The following is an 18,107-nucleotide window of genomic DNA, read 5'->3' on the forward strand; positions in this document are numbered from 1 at the left end:
GGCCCCCGGGCCGGCACGGTGCAACCGAACCACGGAGAAGGATTTCCCATGTACAGACTGTTGCTGCTCCTGTTGCTGGCGGCGGGGCCCGCCCTGGCCGGCGAAACCGTCAACGACGTCACCGGCCTCAACCCCATCGAGGTGGAGCGGGTGCTGGCGCCCACCACCCTGGACGAGATCAGCCGCGCCGTGCGTGAGCACGATGGCCCCATCGCCATTGGCGGTGGGCGCTTCAGCATGGGCGGGCAGACCGCCACCGAACGCGCGCTGCAGCTGGACATGCGCAGCTTCAACCGGGTGCTCGCCTTCGATCCCCAGCAGAAGACCCTTCGTGTGCAGGCGGGCATCACCTGGCGGCAGGTGCTCGAGTACATCGACCCCCACGGCCTGTCGCCCCAGATCATGCAGTCCTACGCCAACTTCACCGTGGGCGGCTCCCTGAGCGTGAATGCCCATGGCCGCTATGTCGGCCAGGGGCCGCTGGTGCTGGCGGTGAAGTCCATCCTGCTGGTGCTGGCCGACGGCAGCATGGTGGAGGCCAACCCCACGCAGAACAGCGAGCTTTTCTATGGCGCCATCGGTGGCTATGGCGGTATCGGCGTGATCGCCGAAGCGACCCTGGCGCTGACCGAGAACACCCGCCTGGCGCGCAAGACCGAGGTGATGCCGGTGGAGCAGTACCGAGGTTTCTTCGCCGAGCAGGTGCGGGGCAACCCGGACATGGTCATGCACAACGGCATCCTTTACACCGACGACTACAGGACGGTGCGCGCCGTTTCCTACCTGCGCACCGATGCGCCGCTCACGGTGGAAGAACGGCTGGTGGATGCCGGGCGCAACTACAAGGTCATGCGCGCCGCGCTCGGTGCGGCCTCCAGCAAGAGCGGCGCCGCCTTGCGCGAGGCGGTGCTCGACCCGCTGAACTTCCGGGGCGAGCAGGTGCAGTGGCGCAACCACGAGGCCAGCCTCGATGTGCGCGAGCTGCAACCCATCTCCGGGGCCGACTACAGCTACGTGCTGCAGGAATACTTCGTGCCCGAGGCGCAGCTGGAGGTGTTCATCGCCCGGATGCGCGACGTGCTGCAGAAGCACGGGGTGAAGGTGGCGAACATCTCCATCCGCCACGCCAAGGCGGACCCGGGCACGCTGCTGGCCTGGTCCCGAGGGGACACCTTTGCCCTGGTGCTCTATTACCGCCAGGGCACCTCGGAGGAGGCGCGCGCGGCGGTGGGCACCTGGACGCGGGAGCTGATCGACGCGGCCCTGGCCAGCGACGGCACCTACTACCTGCCGTACCAGATCCACGCCACCCGCGAGCAGTTCCTCGCCGCCTACCCGCGGGCGCCGGAGTATTTCGCCCTCAAGCAGCGGGTGGACCCGAGCGGCAAGTTCCGCAACAAGCTGTGGGACGCCTACTACCGCTGAGGCGCTCGGTTCAGCGCCGGTACTGGCTCGGCGGCTGGCCGCTCCAGCGCTGGAAGGCGTGGCGGAAGCTGGCGGTCTCGGCATAGCCGAGCTGCTCGGCGATCAGGTAGATGGGCAGGTCGGTCTGCAGCAGCAACTGGCGCGCCTTGTCGTAGCGCACCTCGTCCAGCAGGCGCTGGTAGCTGGTGTTGAGGCGCTGCAGGTGGCGGCGCAGGGTGCGCTCGGAGCGGTGCAGGCTGCGGGCCACGCGATCCAGGTTGCTGGCCTCGCTCAGGTGCCCGGCCAGGTGCTCGCGGATCTGGTCGAGCACGTCGTGGCGGCTGGTCAGCTGGGCATCGAGCTTCTGGCACTGCTGCAGGCCGTGGTGGCAGGTCACCGGGTCGGCCAGGGGCAGGGGGCGGTCGAGCAGTGCGGCGTTGAAGCAGAGGGCCGTGCGCGAATCGCCGAAATCCACCGGACAGCCCAGCTTCTCCGTGTAGGCCGCCGCGTGCAGGGGCGGCCGGTAGGGCAGGCGTACCCGGCGCGGGCGCACGGCTTCGCCGAGCAGGTCCTGGATCACGGTGAGCAGCGAGGTCAGGCACAGCTCGCTGTTGAACACCATCAGCTCCGGCGCGTAGCGGTAGCCGGTGGCGACCAGGCGGGCCTCGGCGCCGTCCTCTTCCAGGGTCAGGGTGAAGTAGCTGCCCAGCAGCGAGGCGTTGGCCAGGGCGATGTTCAGTGCATCGCGCAGGGTGCGGCTGGCGAGCATGGTGTAGCCAAGGATGCCGTAAGCCGAGACGTGCATGCGCAGGCCCAGGGACAGGCCCAGCGCCGGGTCGCGGGTACAGCTCAGGGCGTTGGCGAACACCCGCAGCTCTTGGGCGTGGCTGATGAGCTTGTCCGGGGTATCGAGGTCGCTGCAGGCCACGCCGCTGCCGTCGAGCAGGCGCGGGCGCGGCACTTCCTCGGCCAGGCTCTCCACCGCCAGGGCGATGGTGTGCAGGGTGGTCATGACCCGTTCGGGTAGCAATGGCGCCGCCATGGTTCGTCCCCTTTGGTAACGGTGGGGTGCCGGGAGAATGCATGGGCCTGTGCATTAAGTTTCGATTCAGGCATCAGAATGGCGCACTCTTGTATCCTCGGCGCGCCCCTGAACCCTAGAGTTTGTCCCGATGCGATCCTTCCTGACTCCCCGTTGGCTGGTTTCCGGCCTGTTGTTCTGTGTGCTGCTGGTGCTCGGCATCGCCGCCCAGGAGTTTCGCCTGTTCGAGCGCGGCTGGTTCATAGTGCAAGAATGGCGCCACGCTTCGGAGTGGCGCGAGCGCTCGATCTGGCTGCCGGACTACCGGGTGACCATCGAGGCGCAGCCCATCGAGGGGCTGGACGACGATGTCTCCGCGCTTACCTACGACCCGGACCGCCACAGCCTGCTGACGGTCACCAACCAGCGCCCGCAGATCATCGAGCTGTCCCTGGACGGTCACATCATCCGGCGCATCGACCTGCAGGGCTTCGGCGATCCGGAGGCCATCGAGTACATCAGCAAGGGCGTCTACGTCATCACCGACGAGCGCCTGCAACGCCTGGTCAAGGTGCGCCTGGACGAGGACACCATCCGCCTGGACGCCAGCGAGTCGCAGCAGCTCTCCCTGGGCATCGGCCTCAACGGCAACAAGGGCTTCGAGGGCCTGGCCTACGACCCCGCCGGGCAGCGCCTGTTCGTGGCCAAGGAGCGCGACCCGGTGCGCATCTACGAGGTCCATGGCTTCCCCCACACCAACCCGGACAAACCCTTCGCGGTGCACGTGGTGGACGACCCCAAGCGCGACGCCGGGCTCTTCGTCCGCGACCTTTCCAGCCTGCAATACGACGACCTCAGCGGCCACCTGCTGGCGCTGTCCGACGAATCGCGGCTGGTGCTAGAGATCAACGCTGACGGCAAGCCCATCAGCAGCCTGTCGCTGCTGCGCGGCATGCACGGCCTGACCCGCGGCGTGCCCCAGGCGGAGGGCGTGGCGATGGATAACGAAGGGAACCTGTACCTGGTCAGCGAGCCGAACCTGTTCTACAGGTTCAGCAAGCCGGCGGGGGAGTGAGCGGCCCGCGAACGGGGCCGCCCGAGGGTCAGGCCTTCAGCGTCTTCACGCCTTCCGCAGTGCCGAGCAGCAGCAGGTCGGCGGGGCGGGCGGCGAAGAGGCCGTTGGTGACCACGCCGACGATGGCGTTGATCTGCGCCTCCAGGGTCACCGGGTCGGTGATCGAGAGGTTGTACACATCGAGGATGATGTTGCCGTTATCGGTGACCACGCCTTCGCGGTAGACCGGGTCGCCGCCCAGCTTCACCAGCTGGCGCGCCACGTGGCTGCGGGCCATGGGGATGACTTCCACCGGCAGGGGGAAGGCGCCGAGCACCGGCACCAGCTTGCTGCCGTCGGCGATGCAGATGAAGGTGCGTGCCACGGCGGCGACGATCTTCTCGCGGGTCAGGGCGGCACCGCCGCCCTTGATCAGATTCAGGTGCGCGTCGCTCTCGTCGGCGCCGTCGACGTAGAACTCCAGGGCGTCCACCGCGTTCAGGTCATAGACCGGAATGCCGTGGCCCTTGAGGCGCTGGGCGGTGGCTTCGGAGCTGGCGACCGCGCCGTCGAAGGCCATCTTGTGCTGAGCCAGGGCGTCGATGAAGAAGTTGGCGGTCGAGCCGGTGCCGACGCCGACGACGCTCTTGCTGTCGAGCAGCGGGAGGATATGGTCGACTGCGGCCTGGGCGACTGCCTGCTTGAGCTGGTCCTGGGTCATGCTGGTGGTCCACGTATGAAAGGAAATGCGAGGGCGCGGATTATAGCCGTTCAGCGCGGCAAAACCCCGCATTCTCTGTGGTCGGGCGACGAAGCCCTGGGGTAGACTCGCCCATCCCCGCAAGCCCCGCCAGTGAAGCCGTGATGCTCGAAGACTACGTGAAGAAGACCCTCACCTCGCGCGTTTATGACGTGGCGGTGGAGACCCCCTTGCAACCCGCGCTGCGCCTGTCCGAACGCCTCGGCAACCAGGTGCTGCTCAAGCGCGAGGACCTGCAGCCGGTGTTCTCCTTCAAGATTCGCGGCGCCTACAACAAGCTGGCGCAGCTCAGCGCCGAGGAGCTGGCGCGCGGCGTGGTCACCGCCTCGGCCGGCAACCATGCCCAGGGCCTGGCCCTGGCGGCCCGCGAGCTGGGCATCAAGGCGACCATCGTGATGCCGCGCACCACCCCCGAGCTCAAGGTCCAGGGCGTGCGCGCCCGGGGCGGCAAGGTGGTGCTGCACGGCGACGCCTTCCCCGAGGCGCTGGCCTATTCGCTGAAGCTGGTGGACGAGAAGGGCTTCGTCTACATCCACCCCTACGATGACCCGCACGTGATCGCCGGCCAGGGCACCGTGGCGATGGAGATCCTCCGCCAGCACCCGGGGCGCCTGGACGCCATCTTCGTGCCGGTGGGCGGCGGCGGCCTGATCGCCGGCATCGCCGCCTATGTGAAGTACCTGCGTCCCGAGGTGAAGGTGATCGGCGTCGAGCCGGACGACTCCAACTGCCTGCAGGCCGCCATGGCCGCCGGCGAGCGCGTGGTGCTGGGCCAGGTCGGGCTGTTCGCCGACGGCGTGGCCGTGGCGCAGATCGGCCAGCACACCTTCGACATCTGCCGCGAGCACGTGGACGAGGTGATCACCGTCAGCACCGACGAGATCTGCGCAGCGATCAAGGACATCTACGACGACACCCGCTCCATCACCGAGCCCGCCGGCGCCCTGGCCGTGGCCGGGATCAAGAAGTACGTCGAGCGCGAAGGCAGCAGCGGGCAGACCCTGGTGGCCATCGATTCCGGCGCCAACATCAACTTCGACCGCCTGCGCCATGTGGCCGAGCGTGCCGAACTGGGCGAGAAGCGCGAGGCGATCATCGCCGTGACCATCCCCGAGCGCCCGGGCAGCTTCAAGGCCTTCTGCGAGGCCATCGGCAAGCGCCAGATCACCGAATTCAACTACCGCTACAACACCGATGCCGAGGCGCACATCTTCGTCGGCGTGCAGACCCACCCGGAGAACGACCCGCGCGAGGTGCTGGTGCAGAGCCTGCGCGACCAGGGCTTCCCGGTGCTGGACCTGACCGACAACGAACTGGCCAAGCTGCACATCCGCCACATGGTCGGCGGCCACGCGGCGCGGGTGGAGGACGAGTCGGTCTTCCGCTTCGAATTCCCCGAGCGCCCCGGCGCGCTGTTCAACTTCCTCAACAAGCTGGGCGGGCGCTGGAACATCACCCTGTTCCACTACCGCAACCACGGCGCCGCCGACGGCCGCGTGGTGGCCGGGCTGCAGGTGCCGGCGGACGAGCGCCACCTGATCCCCGCGGCGCTGGAAGAGATCGGCTACCCCTATTGGGACGAGAGCGACAACCCGGCCTACCGGCTGTTCCTCGGTTGACGGCGGCGGCCGCCCGCGATGGCGGCCATCTACACTCTGCTCGTCGCCCGGATGGAGTGATAAGGAATGGATGACTACCTGATGCTGCAGATACTTCACGGCTTGCTGACCTTCCTCCTGTTCGTCGTCGCCGGCGGCCTGCTGTGGTTCGTTCTGCGGGCCTGGCACGGCGGCCTGCGTGGCTGGGCACCGAGCCTGCGCCAGTCCGTGCTGTTCGGCGTGCCGGCGCTGCTGGCCCTGGGCGTGGCCCTGCCGATCACCGGCTGGTGGCTGCTGGCCCTGGCGGAAATCCCCTTCGGCCTGACCTGGGTGCTGGGCAGCTCCATCCTTTACCTGCTGGCCGGCATCGCCTGGCTGGCCTTCACCCGGCGCCTGCTGGTGCTGCATGCCGGGGACGCCCCCAGCGCCGCCCCGCGCAGCCGCTTCCTCGGCTTCAGCCTGGGTTACGGCGCGGTCGGCTTCCTGTTGCTGCTGATCATCCTCGTGCTGACCCTGGCCAAGCCGGCCTGAGCTTGGCCAGGCGCATCCTGCTGGTCGGTGCCAGCGGCTTTATCGGTCGTCACCTTCTGCGCGCCCTGTCTGCCGGCGGCCACAGCCTGGTCGCCACCTCCCGCTCGGGCACCGGGCCGCAGTTGCCCGGCGTCGTCTGGCAGCCGCTGGACCTGGAGCGCCTGGCTGAAAAGCCCGAGCTCTTCCCCTGGCCCGATGGCATCGACCTGGTGATCAACGCCGCCGGCGTGCTGGACAGCGACCTGGCGCGCCAGGCCCGTGTGCAGGCCGATGGCGCCTGCGCCCTGTTCGACCTTGCCGCCCGCCACGGCGCGGCGGTGCTGCAGGTGTCCGCCCTGGGCGCGGGTGAGGCGGGCGGGTTGCCCTTCCTCGCCAGCAAGGCGCGGGCAGATGCACACCTGCTGGCTCTGGGGATTCCCGCCGTGGTGCTGCGCCCGTCCCTGGTGCTGGGCGAGGGTGGCGCCAGCAGCGCCTGGCTGGAACGCCTCGCCGCGTTGCCCCTGGCGCCCCTGCTGGATACCCGGGCGCGGAGCATGCCGCTGCATGTGGATGACCTGGTGGGCGCGGTGTCGGCCTTGTTGCAGCACTGGCCCGAACAGCCTGGGGTGCTGGAGCTGGTCGGTCCCGAAGCGCTGACCCAGGGCGAGTTGCTCGACCGCCTGCGCGCGAGCATGGGCTGGAGCCCGGCGCGGTATATCCAGCTGCCACGATCACTGGCGGGTATCGCCGCCCGCCTGCATCTGCTGGACCCGCAACTGCCGGCCCTGGCGCGGCAAGACAACCTGGGCGATGCCGCGCCTTTGGAGCGGCTCTGCGGCCATCGCCCGGCAGCGCTCGGCCAGCGCCTGGATTCCACCTGGCCGCAGAAGGCCCGGGCGGTGAACGGCTGGCTGCATCCCCTGATGCTGGCGGCCCTGGTGCTGATCTGGCTGGGCACCGCACTGGTCTGCCTCGGCCCCGGGTTCGACTGGGGGCTGCGGATCATGGCGGAGATGGGTGTTTCCGGCCTGCTGGCCACGTTGGCGGTGGTGGGCGGTGCCTTGCTGGATGCGCTGCTGGGCATCGGCCTGCTGCTGCGGCGTTGGCGGCGCCACGCGCTGCTCGCGCAGCTGGGCCTGATGCTGGCCTATACGCTGCTGATCAGCCTGCTGCTTCCGCACTACTGGGCCGACCCTTATGCTGCGGTCGGCAAGAATCTCGTGCTCATGGTCGCCACCCTCTGGGTGCTGTGGCTGGAGCCCTCGCAACGGAAAACCGGATGAGCCTGTACCTGCTGCTGAAGACCCTGCACATCATGTCCTCCACCCTGCTGTTCGGCACCGGGCTGGGCTCGGCCTACTACGCCCTGCGCGCCTGGCGCAGCCAGCGGCTGGAGGTGATCGCCGTGACCTTCCGCCACCTGGTCACCGCCGATTGGCTGTTCATCGCCACCACCGCGGTGTTCCAGCCGTTCAGCGGCCTGGCCCTGGCCAAGCTGGCGGGCTGGCCGTTGAACCAGGTGTGGTTGCTGTGGAGCGTGGGCCTGTACGTGTTCGCCGGGCTCTGCTGGTTGCCGGTGGTGTGGCTGCAGATCCGCGTGCGCGACATGGCGCGCGATGCGCTGGCCGACGGCGGGGAGCTGCCGGCCAGGGCGCACCTTTATATGAAGGTCTGGTTCATCCTGGGCTGGCCGGCCTTCATCGCCTTCGTCGGCATCTTCTTCCTGATGGTGGCCAAGCCGCTCTCGCTCTGAGGCGGCTCAGCGCAGGGAAATCACCGGCCAGCCGCGACGCTCGGCCTCGGCGCGCAGCTTGGGGTCGGGGTCGACCGCCACCGGGCGGGTCACCCGCTCCAGCAGCGGCAGGTCGTTGAGCGAATCACTGTAGAAGCTGGCGCCTTCCAGGCTCAGGCCGGTTTCGGCGAGCCAGCGCTCCAGGCGGGTGACCTTGCCGTCGCGGAAGCAGGGCACGTCGATGGTGCGCCCGGTGTAGCGGCCGTTCTCCATCTCGCATTCGGTGGCCAGCAGGGTCTCGATCCCCAGGCGTGCGGCGATGGGGCCGGTGACGAAGCGGTTGGTGGCGGTGATGATCACCAGCTTGTCGCCTGCCGCGCGGTGCTCGGCCAGCAGGGCCTCGCCCTTGGCCAGGATGATCGGCTCGACGCAATCACGCATGAACTCGCGGTGCCACTGCTCCAGCTGGGCCATCTCGGTGCGGCCGAGGATTTCCAGGCTGAAGTTCAGGTAGTCGGTGATGTTCAGGCGGCCGGCGAGGTAATCCTGGTAGAACTCGTCGTTGCGGCTCTTGTAGGCATCGCCGTCGAGAATGCCGCGTTCGCACAGGTAGTCGCCCCAGGCGTGATCGCTGTCGCCGCCGAGGAGGGTGTTGTCGAGATCGAAAAGGGCCAGGCGCACGTCTTTTACCTTGAATCGAAACTACGGAGGGCGGCCAGAATAACCACTTTTCCCCGGCCTGCCCATTGCGCTAAAAGCCCGCATTGCCGCGTTTACAGGCTTTATGGAACAATGCCGGAACATGCGTATGCGAGGTTGTTCGCCGTGATCGATCCCGATGGTTTTCGCCCCAATGTCGGCATCATTCTCGCCAATGAGGTCGGGCAGGTGCTGTGGGCTCGGCGTATCAATCAGGACGCCTGGCAGTTCCCCCAGGGGGGCATCAACCCCCGTGAGACGCCGGAAGAGGCGCTGTACCGCGAGCTGAACGAAGAGGTCGGGCTCGAGGAACGGGATGTGAAAATACTTGCATGCACCCGGGGCTGGTTGCGCTATCGTCTGCCGCAGCGTCTGGTGCGGACCCATAGCCAACCCCTGTGCATCGGGCAGAAGCAGAAGTGGTTCCTGTTGCGCCTGCAATCGGACGAGAACCGGGTTCGCATGGACCTGACCGGCAAGCCTGAGTTCGACGGCTGGCGCTGGGTCAGCTACTGGTACCCGCTGGGACAGGTCGTGACCTTCAAGCGAGAAGTCTACCGCCGTGCCCTCAAGGAATTAGCCCCGCGCCTGCTGGCGCAAGACTGACCCGGAGAAAGGCTACAAGGCCATGCTCAATACGCTGCGCAAGATCGTCCAGGAAGTGAACGCCGCCAAGGATCTGAAGGCGGCGTTGGCGATCATCGTGCTGCGGGTCAAGGAAGCCATGGGCAGCCAGGTCTGCTCCGTCTACCTGCTGGACCCCGAGTCCAACCGGTTCGTGCTGATGGCCACCGAGGGCCTGAACAAGCGCTCCATCGGCAAGGTCAGCATGGCCCCCAACGAGGGCCTGGTCGGCCTGGTCGGCACCCGCGAGGAGCCGCTCAACCTCGAACACGCCGCCGACCACCCCCGCTATCGCTATTTCGCCGAAACCGGCGAGGAACGCTACGCCTCCTTCCTCGGCGCACCGATCATCCACCACCGCCGGGTGATGGGCGTTCTGGTGGTGCAGCAGAAGGAGCGCCGCCAGTTCGACGAGGGCGAGGAAGCCTTCCTCGTCACCATGAGCGCCCAGCTCGCGGGCGTCATCGCCCATGCCGAGGCCACCGGTTCGATCCGTGGCCTGGGTCGCCAGGGCAAGGGCATCCAGGAAGCCAAGTTCGTCGGCGTGCCCGGTGCGCCGGGCGCTGCCGTGGGTACCGCCGTGGTGGTGCTGCCGCCGGCCGACCTGGAAGTGGTGCCCGACCGCGCCGTCGATGACATCGAGGCCGAGGTCGAGCGCTTCAAGCAGGCCCTGGAAGCGGTGCGCGAAGACATGCGCCGCCTGTCGAGCAAGCTGGCCAGCCAGCTGCGCCCCGAGGAGCGGGCGCTGTTCGACGTCTACCTGATGATGCTCGACGATGCCTCCATCGGCCTGGAAGTGAAGAAGGTCATCCGCTCCGGCCAGTGGGCCCAGGGTGCCCTGCGCCAGGTGGTGATGGAGCACGTCAAGCGCTTCGAACTGATGGACGACGCCTACCTGCGCGAGCGCGCCTCCGACGTCAAGGACCTCGGTCGCCGCCTGCTCGCCTACCTGCAGGAAGAGCGCAAGCAGAACCTGGTGTACCAGGACAACACCATCCTGGTCAGTGAAGAACTGTCCCCGGCCATGCTCGGCGAAGTGCCCGAAGGCAAGCTGGTGGGCCTGATTTCGGTACTCGGCTCCGGCAACTCCCACGTCGCCATCCTCGCTCGCGCCATGGGTGTGCCCACGGTCATGGGCGTGGTCGACCTGCCGTACTCGAAGGTCGACGGCATCGAGCTGATCGTCGACGGCTACCACGGTGAAGTCTTCACCAACCCCTCCGCCGAGCTGCGCAAGCAGTACAGCGAAGTGGTGGAGGAGGAGCGCCAGCTGGTCAAGGGCCTCGACGCCCTGCGCAGCCTGCCCTGCGAAACCCTGGACGGCCACCGCATGCCGCTGTGGGTCAACACCGGCCTGCTGGCCGACGTGACCCGTGCCCAGGAGCGCGGCGCCGAAGGTGTCGGCCTGTACCGCACCGAAGTGCCGTTCATGATCAACGAGCGCTTCCCCAGCGAAAAGGAGCAGCTCGCCATCTACCGCGAGCAGCTCGCCGCCTTCCATCCGCTGCCGGTGACCATGCGCACCCTGGACATCGGTGGCGACAAGGCGCTGTCGTATTTCCCGATCAAGGAAAGCAACCCCTTCCTCGGCTGGCGCGGCATCCGCGTCACCCTCGACCACCCGGAAATCTTCCTGGTGCAGGTGCGCGCCATGCTCAAGGCCAGCGAAGGCCTGAACAACCTGCGCATCCTCCTGCCGATGATTTCCGGCGTGCAGGAGCTGGAAGAATCCCTGCACTTGATCCACCGCGCCTGGGGCGAGGTGCGTGACGAGGGCGTCGACATCCCCATGCCCCCGGTGGGCGTGATGATCGAGATCCCCGCGGCCGTGTACCAGACCCGCGAGCTGGCGCGCCAGGTGGACTTCCTCTCGGTGGGCTCCAACGACCTGACCCAATACCTGCTGGCGGTGGACCGCAACAACCCGCGCGTCGCCGACCTCTACGACTACCTGCACCCGGCGGTGCTGCAAGCGCTGGTCAAGGTGGTCAACGATGCCCACACCGAAGGCAAGCCGGTGAGCATCTGCGGCGAGATGGCCGGTGATCCCGCCGCTGCCGTCCTGCTGCTGGCCATGGGCTTCGACAGCCTGTCGATGAACGCCACCAACCTGCCCAAGGTGAAGTGGCTGCTGCGCCAGGTCAGCATCAGCAAGGCGCGCGAGCTGCTGGAGCAGCTGATGGGCATCGACAACCCGCAGGTTATCCACAGCTCCCTGCACCTGGCCCTGCGCAACCTGGGCCTGGGCCGCGTGATCAACCCGGCCGCCACCATCCAGGCCTGAGCCCCGCTTCCGGGGCTTGGCCACGCTGCATCTCGTTTTCCTTCCCATGGCAGCACCCGCGATCAACCCGCGCGGGTGCCCTGCTGCGCCGTGGGCATCCCCGGCGCACGGCAGGGTTCTGCCCTAGAGGACCATCTCCACCTGCCCCAGCTGCTCACCGTGGGGGCCGTAGCTGCGCTCCACCAGTTCGCGGCGGCCGTCGGCATGGACGATCAGCGCCGTGCTGGCGCGGGTGCCGTAGGTGCGGGTGGCGATGAACACCGGGGACAGCATGCGCTCGGTGTTCAGGCCCACGCCGGTATCGGGGAGGATCGCGTCCGGCGCCGCCTCGGGGTCGTGCATCAGGTTGAGCAGGGTGTCGGTGGTGACGCCTTCCAGGCACTCCGCCAGGGCCGCCTTGGCCCGCTCGACCTTCGGCCAGGGCGTGTCGAGGTCGGCGTTGGACAGCCCGTAGATGCCGGCGGCCAGCGTTCTCGGCCCGCCGCTGCGGGGGTTGAGGAAGCACAGCTCGCGGCTGTCGCCCACCAGCAGGTTGAAGCCGGCGTAGTCGGCGGCGCGGCGCTGGGCGTCGGCGAGGAACTCGGCCGGGCCCATGGTGCCGTTGAGGAACTGCACGCACAGCTCGCCACGGGAGCGCCCCACCGGGGGCAGCCGCGGGTCGCGGATATTGGTCAGGGCGGCGAAGCGGCCGTCGGGGCCGATGCCCAGCCAGGTGCCGCCGGCTTCGAGGTCGCGGCCGGCGTAGAGGCCGGGGGCGTCTGGCCAGTGGGCCAGGGGCTGGGTGGGGCGGGCGTAGAACTCGTCACGGTTGGCAGCCAGTACCAGCGGGACTTCCTGTCCGGGTTGCCAGGCGAATGCGATGAGGCACATCTGGAGTCGTCTCCTTTTTGTTGTCGCGAGTCTAGCAGCCGCTCGGCGGCTCGCCATCGAGTCGTTGGAGCCTCGGGCGGGCTTCCGTTAACATGCCGCTTTGTTTTCGGGGGTGTCGATGGAATTCCTGCTCTACCTGGTACTCGGCGCCTGCGCCGGCGTGCTCGCCGGTCTGTTCGGTGTGGGTGGCGGCATGATCATCGTGCCGGTGCTGGTTTTCAGTTTCACTGCCCAGGGATTCGACCCCAGCATCCTGACCCACCTCGCCGTCGGTACCTCCCTGGCGACCATCATCTTCACCTCGATCAACGCCGTGCGCGAGCACCATCGCAAGGGTGCGGTGCGTTGGCACATCTTCGCCTGGATGACCCTCGGCATCCTCCTCGGCGCGGCGCTGGGTTCGCTGACCGCCAAGGCGATCCAGGGCCCCATGCTGCAGAAGATCATCGGCTGCTTCGCCATCTTCGTTTCCCTGCAGATGGCCCTGGACCTCAAGCCCAAGGCCAGCCGTGACGTGCCCGGCAAGCCGGGGCTGACCGTCGCCGGCGCCTTCATCGGCTGGGCCTCGGCGATCTTCGGCATCGGCGGTGGTTCGCTGACCGTGCCCTTCCTCACCTGGCGCAGCGTGCCCATGCAGCAGGCGGTGGCCACGTCCTCCGCCTGCGGGCTGCCCATCGCCCTGGCCAGCGCCCTGTCGTTCATGGTGCTGGGCTGGAACGAGCCGCACCTGCCGCAGTGGAGCTTCGGTTTCGTCTATCTGCCCGCGCTGGCCGGCATCGCGCTGACCAGCATGTTCTTCGCCCGCTTCGGCGCCCGCCTGGCCCACCGCCTGTCGCCGCGTCTGCTCAAGCGCCTGTTCGCCCTGCTGCTGTTCTCGGTCGGGCTGAGTTTTCTGATCTAAGGAGTCGTGATGCTGGCTTATCCCCAGATCGATCCGGTGGCCCTGAGCCTCGGACCCCTGAAAATCCACTGGTACGGCCTGATGTACCTGATCGGCATCGGCGGTGCCTGGTGGCTGGCCTCGCGCCGCCTCAAGGCCTTCGACCCGACCTGGAGCCGCGAGAAGCTTTCCGATCTGGTGTTCTGGGTCGCCCTGGGCGTGATCGCCGGTGGCCGCCTCGGCTACGTGCTGTTCTATGACCTGTCGGCCTACCTCGCCAACCCGCTGCTGATCCTCGAAGTGTGGAAGGGCGGCATGTCGTTCCACGGCGGCCTGATCGGCGTGATGCTGGCGACCCTGTGGTTCGGCCGGCGCAACGGCAAGAGCTTCTTCCAACTGATGGACTTCATCGCCCCGCTGGTGCCCATCGGCCTGGGCGCCGGGCGCATCGGCAACTTCATCAACTCCGAGCTCTGGGGCAAGGTCACCGACGTGCCCTGGGCGATGATCTTCCCCAATGGCGGCCCGCTGCCGCGTCACCCGTCGCAGCTGTACCAGTTCGCCCTCGAAGGCGTGGCGCTGTTCGCCATCCTCTGGTTCTACTCGCGCAAGCCGCGCCCGACCATGGCCGTGTCCGGCATGTTCGCGCTGTGCTACGGCATCTTCCGCTTCATCGTCGAGTTCGTCCGCGTGCCGGACGCCCAGCTCGGCTACCTCGCCTTCGGCTGGCTGACCATGGGCCAGGTGCTCTGCGTGCCGATGATCCTCGGCGGCCTCGGCCTGATCGTCTGGGCCTACCGTCGCCAGCCCGTCCAAGGAGTCGCCTCGTGAAACAGTACCTCGACCTGATGCGCCTGGTGCGCGAGACCGGCACCTTCAAAAGCGACCGCACCGGCACCGGCACCTACAGCGTGTTCGGCCACCAGATGCGCTTCAACCTGGCCGATGGTTTCCCCCTGGTGACCACCAAGAAGTGCCACCTGAAGTCCATCGTTCACGAGCTGCTGTGGTTCCTCCAGGGCGACACCAACATCCGTTACCTGAAGGAAAACGGCGTCTCCATCTGGGACGAATGGGCCGACGAGAACGGCGACCTGGGCCCGGTCTACGGCTACCAGTGGCGCAGCTGGCCGGCGCCCAATGGCGAGTCGATCGACCAGATCGGCAAGCTGATCGAGATGATCCGCAAGAACCCGGACTCGCGCCGCCTGATCGTCTCCGCCTGGAATCCGGCCCTGGTGGATCAGATGGCCCTGCCGCCCTGCCACGCGCTGTTCCAGTTCTACGTGGCCGACGGCAAGCTCAGCTGCCAGCTGTACCAGCGTTCGGCGGACATCTTCCTCGGCGTGCCCTTCAACATCGCCAGCTACGCCCTGCTGACGCTGATGGTGGCGCAGGTCTGCGGCCTGGAGCCCGGCGACTTCGTCTGGACCGGCGGCGACTGCCATCTCTATGCCAACCACATCGAGCAGACCGACCTGCAGCTCACCCGCGAGCCGCTGCCCCTGCCGACCATGAAGCTCAACCCCGAGGTGAAGGACCTGCTGGCCTTCAAGTTCGAGGACTTCGAGCTGGTGGGCTACCTGTCGCACCCGCACATCAAGGCGCCGGTCGCGGTCTGACCCGCTCGGGTTCCCACAGGCGCGCCCCCAGGACCCATCTGTGGGCGCCCGCCGGGTGGGAGCGAGTTCATCCGCGAAATAGCTACTCCGATCCCCGGGCTGAAGCCCGGGCTACGCGCTGCGTGGCGACCGCTTTCGTAGGATGGGTAGGGCTACGCGAAACCCATCACGCGGAGCCTCAGGCATTCTTCGCCGTGCCTGCCCAAATCACCCCAACTCCGCCGCCAGCGCCTTCACCTGCTCCTGCCGCTCCGCCTGTTCCAGCTCCGCGCCGGGGTTGAGCGACGACCATTCCGGGTGCGCCCGCGCCTTGCCTAATGCCGGGGGCAACTTGCCCTGGCGCCATTGCTTCTCCTCCGGCGCCGTCATGCGGATGGCGTCGACGGCGGCGTGCCCGCGTGCGTCCAGGGCTTGCAGCAGCTGGCGCTGGCGCAGGGCGAGCAGGCGCAGGATGGCGTCGTCCACGGTCAGCTCGCGCTGGCCACGGATCTTGCCCAGCAGGCGTTCGCCGTAGTGGCCGACGGTCTGCCAGGCGCCGCCGGCGATGGCGCCCAGGGCTGCTGCGGCGCCCAGGGTCAGGCCGCCCACCAGCAGGTCGACGCCGGCACCGGCGGCGGCACCGGCCGCCATGCCGCTGCCCAGGCGCACGCCGAGCTGCTTGAGGGTTTCGGGGTTGAACAGGTCATCGCCCCAGCGCCCGTCCAGCAGCGGCAGGTCACCGGCGGCGGCATCCTCCGGGCGGAAGGCGTGCAGGCGCAGCAGGGCATCGACGCAGGCTTGCTCGCGGGCACGCACCTGTTGGCGCAGGGCCTCGGTGGCCCGGGCCAGGCTGGCCTCGTCGGCGGGTACGCTGCGGCGGCAGGCGGCGACATCCAGCAGCAACTCGGCGATCAGGCGTGCTCCGGCCCGCTGGCGCAGGCCGCGCTGGGCCTCGTGTTCCTCGATCAGTCGTTGCAATTGCGCCCGCGCCCGTTCCAGCAGCAGGGCCAGGCTTTCATAGAGGCGGCGCTCGCCATCCAGGGGCGGGGCCACGCTGTCGAAACGCACCAGCGCGTGCAGGCCCAGGCGCGCCAGGGCTTCGCGCCACTCGGCTTCGCGGTGGTCGTTCACCGCGACGAAGTTCAGCACCGGCAGCAGCGGCCGGCCGCACATGGCTAGCACCGCCAGCTCGTCGCGGTACTTGGCCAGCACCGGCTCGCGGGCGTCGATCACATAGAGGCCGGCATCGGAGGCCAGCAACTGGCGCAGCACCTTGGCTTCCTGCTCGAAGCGCTGGCGCGCCTCGCTGCCGTCGAGGAAACGTGCCAGCCGCGCCGGGCCGTCCATGCGCTCGCCGGGGCGCTCCAGGCGTTCCAGGTAGTCGAGCAGGGCAATGGCGTCTTCCAGGCCGGGGGTGTCGTAGAGCTCCAGCAGCGGCTGGCCGTCCACCGACAGGCGCGCGCCCTCGACATGGCGGGTGGTGCTGGGGCGGTGGGACACCTCGCCGAAGCCGCGGTCGCGCAGCAGGGTGCGCAGCAGCGAGGTCTTGCCGACGTTGGTGTGGCCGACCACGGCCAGTTTCAGTGCATCAGTCATGGCCCTTCTCCAGCCAGGCGAGGGGCGAGCTGTCGGCATGCTCCAGCTCCAGACGCGACAGGGCCTGGTGCCATTCCCCCAGGCGCAGGCTGTCCAGCGCTGCACCCGGTGGGGCCGGCAGCAGCCAGACGCGCGTGGCGGCGGCACAGCGCGCCAGTTCGCCGATCAGTGCCAGGGTGCCGCGATCCGGCGAGCGGCGTGGGTCGCAGGCGATGGCCAGGCGTTGCGGCGGGAAGCGGGTGAGCTGCTCCAGCAGGCGCTGGCGTTGCTCGCGGCTGTCGAGGATGCCGGCGTCGCCCACGCCGCGCGGTAGGGCCGGCGGCCAGGGGCGGCTGTCGTCCAGCTCGATGGCCACCAGCAAGGCGCCACTGCCGCTGTCGGGGTGGGCGTGGGTAGCGTCGGTCAGCGCCAGGCCGGGGTCGGCGTCCAGCACGCCGAGGCGTTCGCTGGCCGGCTGCAGGCGTTCGCGCAGCAGGCCGTAGCCGGGCAGGGCGAGGTCCAGGTCGAGCCGTTCGCGGCCGCTGCGCCAGCGCCACAGGCACAGCAGCGTCAGTGCCAGGCGCGGCAGCAGGCCGTAGACCAGGCACACCCCCAGCAGCCAGCCGGACCAGGCCTGGCGCGCATCGGCGGCGGCCACCACGTCGCTGCTGGCGCGGATGGTGTCGGCGTCCGGCAGGGCGAAGCCGAGCAGGGCGGGCAGGGCGCCCAGGGCCTGGGTCAGGGCGACGAAGGTGTCGCTGCCGAGGATGGTGGTTTCCCAGACGAAGCCGTAGCGCCGGGTAGCCAGCAGCGCCAGCAGGCACAGCAGCGCGGTGCCCAGGCTGAGGCTCCAGAGCCCGTTGACCAGTGCGCCCAGGCCCCAGCGGGCCAGACGGCGACGTTGCAGCAGCACCAGCAGCGCCGGGCCCAGTTGCGCGGCGGCGGCATCCCGGGCGAGCTTGCTACTGAGCCACCACCAGAGGCGGCCGAGGACGCTGGCGTGGCCGCCGAAGGCCAGGCCCAGCAACCAGCCGAGGAGCATCAGCAGGTGCAGGCCGAGCAGGCTGCCCAGGGCCCAGAACACATTGACCGGGCGCTGGCCGTCACCCAGGGCGGCCACCGCCATGGCGCTGCCGGCGGCCAGGGCCACCAGCAACAATGCGGCGAAGGCCAGGCGCGCGCCCTGCAACCAGTGCAGCAGGGCGGCCAGCTGGCCGTCGCGTTCGGCGAGCCACAGGGCGCGGGTCTGGATGCGCTGGGCGAGGTCGCCACCGGCGGCATTGGCGCGGCGGTTGGCTTCGCCGTCTTCCAGCGGGCCGGCGTGTTCTTCGCGCAGACGCACGGCTTCGGTCAGCCAGAGGCGTTGCAGGGGAGTGAGGTTCGGCGGTGGGCTCTCGGTCACGCGGGTTCTCTTCCGGTGGGGCGAGGCAGAAGCATAACCGCTGAACGGCGGGAAGGTGGAACCCCGGCCACCTGGGCCGGGGTGTCGCGGCGT

Annotated in this window: 17 protein-coding genes; 11 read left to right on the plus strand and 6 right to left on the minus strand. The window is 68.6% G+C overall.

Features of this window, described 5'->3' with window-relative positions; translation table 11 throughout:
• Window positions 1–48: 48 nt before the first annotated feature.
• On the plus strand, window positions 49–1,425 hold the full coding sequence (locus PSm6_RS11760) for an FAD-binding oxidoreductase (RefSeq protein ID WP_021218296.1): 1,377 nt from the start codon (window positions 49–51) through the stop codon (window positions 1,423–1,425).
• A gap of 10 nt (window positions 1,426–1,435) precedes the next feature.
• Here the strand turns inward: PSm6_RS11760 and PSm6_RS11765 are convergent, their stop codons facing one another.
• Window positions 1,436–2,416, minus strand: coding sequence for an AraC family transcriptional regulator (locus PSm6_RS11765; protein WP_021218297.1), 981 nt, complete (start codon window positions 2,414–2,416; stop codon window positions 1,436–1,438).
• Between the two features lie 160 nt (window positions 2,417–2,576).
• On the opposite strand from PSm6_RS11765, the gene PSm6_RS11770 reads away from it, so the two are divergent.
• A complete protein-coding gene (locus PSm6_RS11770) occupies window positions 2,577–3,500 on the plus strand; it encodes an SdiA-regulated domain-containing protein (RefSeq protein ID WP_265170257.1) in 924 nt (307 codons plus the stop codon).
• A gap of 28 nt (window positions 3,501–3,528) precedes the next feature.
• Here PSm6_RS11770 and rpiA read toward each other — a convergent pair whose 3' ends face one another.
• The gene (gene rpiA, locus PSm6_RS11775) at window positions 3,529–4,200 is read right to left on the minus strand and encodes a ribose-5-phosphate isomerase RpiA (protein ID WP_043245808.1); all 672 of its coding nucleotides are present in this window, start codon (window positions 4,198–4,200) and stop codon (window positions 3,529–3,531) included.
• 113 nt (window positions 4,201–4,313) lie between these two features.
• Here rpiA and ilvA point away from each other — a divergent pair, with 113 nt between their 5' ends.
• The 4 genes from ilvA to PSm6_RS11795 all read left to right on the plus strand — a co-directional run bounded on the left by ilvA (window position 4,314) and on the right by PSm6_RS11795 (window position 8,100).
• Window positions 4,314–5,858 (plus strand): threonine ammonia-lyase, biosynthetic, encoded by a 1,545-nt coding sequence (gene ilvA / locus PSm6_RS11780; protein WP_265170521.1) that lies wholly within the window; start codon window positions 4,314–4,316, stop codon window positions 5,856–5,858.
• 66 nt (window positions 5,859–5,924) lie between these two features.
• Window positions 5,925–6,368, plus strand: coding sequence for a DUF2269 family protein (locus PSm6_RS11785; protein WP_021218301.1), 444 nt, complete (start codon window positions 5,925–5,927; stop codon window positions 6,366–6,368).
• Between the two features lie 2 nt (window positions 6,369–6,370).
• On the plus strand, window positions 6,371–7,630 hold the full coding sequence (locus PSm6_RS11790) for an SDR family oxidoreductase (RefSeq protein WP_265170258.1): 1,260 nt from the start codon (window positions 6,371–6,373) through the stop codon (window positions 7,628–7,630).
• Window positions 7,627–8,100 carry a DUF2269 family protein gene (locus PSm6_RS11795; protein ID WP_021218303.1) on the plus strand — a complete coding sequence of 158 codons (474 nt, stop codon included), beginning with the start codon at window positions 7,627–7,629 and terminating at the stop codon, window positions 8,098–8,100. Before PSm6_RS11790 ends, PSm6_RS11795 begins: the two co-directional genes overlap by 4 nt.
• Window positions 8,101–8,106: 6 nt before the next feature.
• On the opposite strand, the gene PSm6_RS11800 is transcribed toward PSm6_RS11795, so the two are convergent.
• Window positions 8,107–8,760: a histidinol-phosphatase gene (locus tag PSm6_RS11800; RefSeq protein WP_265170259.1), complete on the minus strand. Its 654-nt coding sequence runs from the start codon at window positions 8,758–8,760 to the stop codon at window positions 8,107–8,109.
• Window positions 8,761–8,904: 144 nt separating this feature from the next.
• Between PSm6_RS11800 and PSm6_RS11805 the strand changes: the two genes are divergently transcribed.
• Window positions 8,905–9,384, plus strand: coding sequence for an RNA pyrophosphohydrolase (locus tag PSm6_RS11805; RefSeq protein ID WP_081672122.1), 480 nt, complete (start codon window positions 8,905–8,907; stop codon window positions 9,382–9,384).
• 22 nt (window positions 9,385–9,406) lie between these two features.
• Window positions 9,407–11,686: a phosphoenolpyruvate--protein phosphotransferase gene (gene ptsP / locus PSm6_RS11810; RefSeq protein ID WP_021218306.1), complete on the plus strand. Its 2,280-nt coding sequence runs from the start codon at window positions 9,407–9,409 to the stop codon at window positions 11,684–11,686.
• A gap of 123 nt (window positions 11,687–11,809) precedes the next feature.
• Here the strand turns inward: ptsP and PSm6_RS11815 are convergent, their stop codons facing one another.
• Entirely contained in the window at window positions 11,810–12,556 is a 747-nt protein-coding gene (locus PSm6_RS11815) for an NRDE family protein (RefSeq protein WP_021218307.1), read from the minus strand.
• 118 nt (window positions 12,557–12,674) lie between these two features.
• Here PSm6_RS11815 and PSm6_RS11820 point away from each other — a divergent pair, with 118 nt between their 5' ends.
• The 3 genes from PSm6_RS11820 to PSm6_RS11830 are packed head-to-tail and all read left to right on the plus strand — an operon-like array spanning window position 12,675 to window position 15,058.
• Complete coding sequence (locus tag PSm6_RS11820; RefSeq protein ID WP_021218308.1) at window positions 12,675–13,457, plus strand: sulfite exporter TauE/SafE family protein; 783 nt, start codon at window positions 12,675–12,677, stop codon at window positions 13,455–13,457.
• A 9-nt stretch (window positions 13,458–13,466) separates the two neighbouring features.
• Window positions 13,467–14,267, plus strand: a complete 801-nt coding sequence (lgt, locus tag PSm6_RS11825) for a prolipoprotein diacylglyceryl transferase (protein WP_043245811.1) — start codon at window positions 13,467–13,469, stop codon at window positions 14,265–14,267.
• Window positions 14,264–15,058 carry a thymidylate synthase gene (locus tag PSm6_RS11830; protein ID WP_043245812.1) on the plus strand — a complete coding sequence of 265 codons (795 nt, stop codon included), beginning with the start codon at window positions 14,264–14,266 and terminating at the stop codon, window positions 15,056–15,058. Before lgt ends, PSm6_RS11830 begins: the two co-directional genes overlap by 4 nt.
• A 207-nt stretch (window positions 15,059–15,265) precedes the next feature.
• On the opposite strand, the gene PSm6_RS11835 is transcribed toward PSm6_RS11830, so the two are convergent.
• On the minus strand, window positions 15,266–16,633 hold the full coding sequence (locus PSm6_RS11835) for a GTPase/DUF3482 domain-containing protein (protein ID WP_043245813.1): 1,368 nt from the start codon (window positions 16,631–16,633) through the stop codon (window positions 15,266–15,268).
• Window positions 16,626–18,014 (minus strand): DUF2868 domain-containing protein, encoded by a 1,389-nt coding sequence (locus PSm6_RS11840; protein ID WP_265170260.1) that lies wholly within the window; start codon window positions 18,012–18,014, stop codon window positions 16,626–16,628. The genes PSm6_RS11835 and PSm6_RS11840 overlap by 8 nt, the downstream gene beginning before the upstream one ends.
• Between the last annotated feature and the right edge of the window lie 93 nt (window positions 18,015–18,107).

Origin of the sequence: Pseudomonas solani (assembly GCF_026072635.1) — a bacterium.
Lineage (GTDB): Bacteria > Pseudomonadota > Gammaproteobacteria > Pseudomonadales > Pseudomonadaceae > Metapseudomonas > Metapseudomonas solani.

Excerpts from the sequence above, each read along its gene's own strand:
- PSm6_RS11760 (WP_021218296.1), top strand. The coding sequence starts at position 49 with ATGTACAGACTGTTGCTGCTCCTGTTGCTGGCGGCGGGGCCCGCCCTG.
- PSm6_RS11765 (WP_021218297.1), bottom strand. The coding sequence starts at position 2,416 with ATGACCACCCTGCACACCATCGCCCTGGCGGTGGAGAGCCTGGCCGAG.
- PSm6_RS11770 (WP_265170257.1), top strand. The coding sequence starts at position 2,577 with ATGCGATCCTTCCTGACTCCCCGTTGGCTGGTTTCCGGCCTGTTGTTC.
- rpiA (WP_043245808.1), bottom strand. The coding sequence starts at position 4,200 with ATGACCCAGGACCAGCTCAAGCAGGCAGTCGCCCAGGCCGCAGTCGAC.
- PSm6_RS11785 (WP_021218301.1), top strand. The coding sequence starts at position 5,925 with ATGGATGACTACCTGATGCTGCAGATACTTCACGGCTTGCTGACCTTC.
- PSm6_RS11795 (WP_021218303.1), top strand. The coding sequence starts at position 7,627 with ATGAGCCTGTACCTGCTGCTGAAGACCCTGCACATCATGTCCTCCACC.
- ptsP (WP_021218306.1), top strand. The coding sequence starts at position 9,407 with ATGCTCAATACGCTGCGCAAGATCGTCCAGGAAGTGAACGCCGCCAAG.
- PSm6_RS11815 (WP_021218307.1), bottom strand. The coding sequence starts at position 12,556 with ATGTGCCTCATCGCATTCGCCTGGCAACCCGGACAGGAAGTCCCGCTG.
- PSm6_RS11820 (WP_021218308.1), top strand. The coding sequence starts at position 12,675 with ATGGAATTCCTGCTCTACCTGGTACTCGGCGCCTGCGCCGGCGTGCTC.
- lgt (WP_043245811.1), top strand. The coding sequence starts at position 13,467 with ATGCTGGCTTATCCCCAGATCGATCCGGTGGCCCTGAGCCTCGGACCC.
- PSm6_RS11835 (WP_043245813.1), bottom strand. The coding sequence starts at position 16,633 with ATGACTGATGCACTGAAACTGGCCGTGGTCGGCCACACCAACGTCGGC.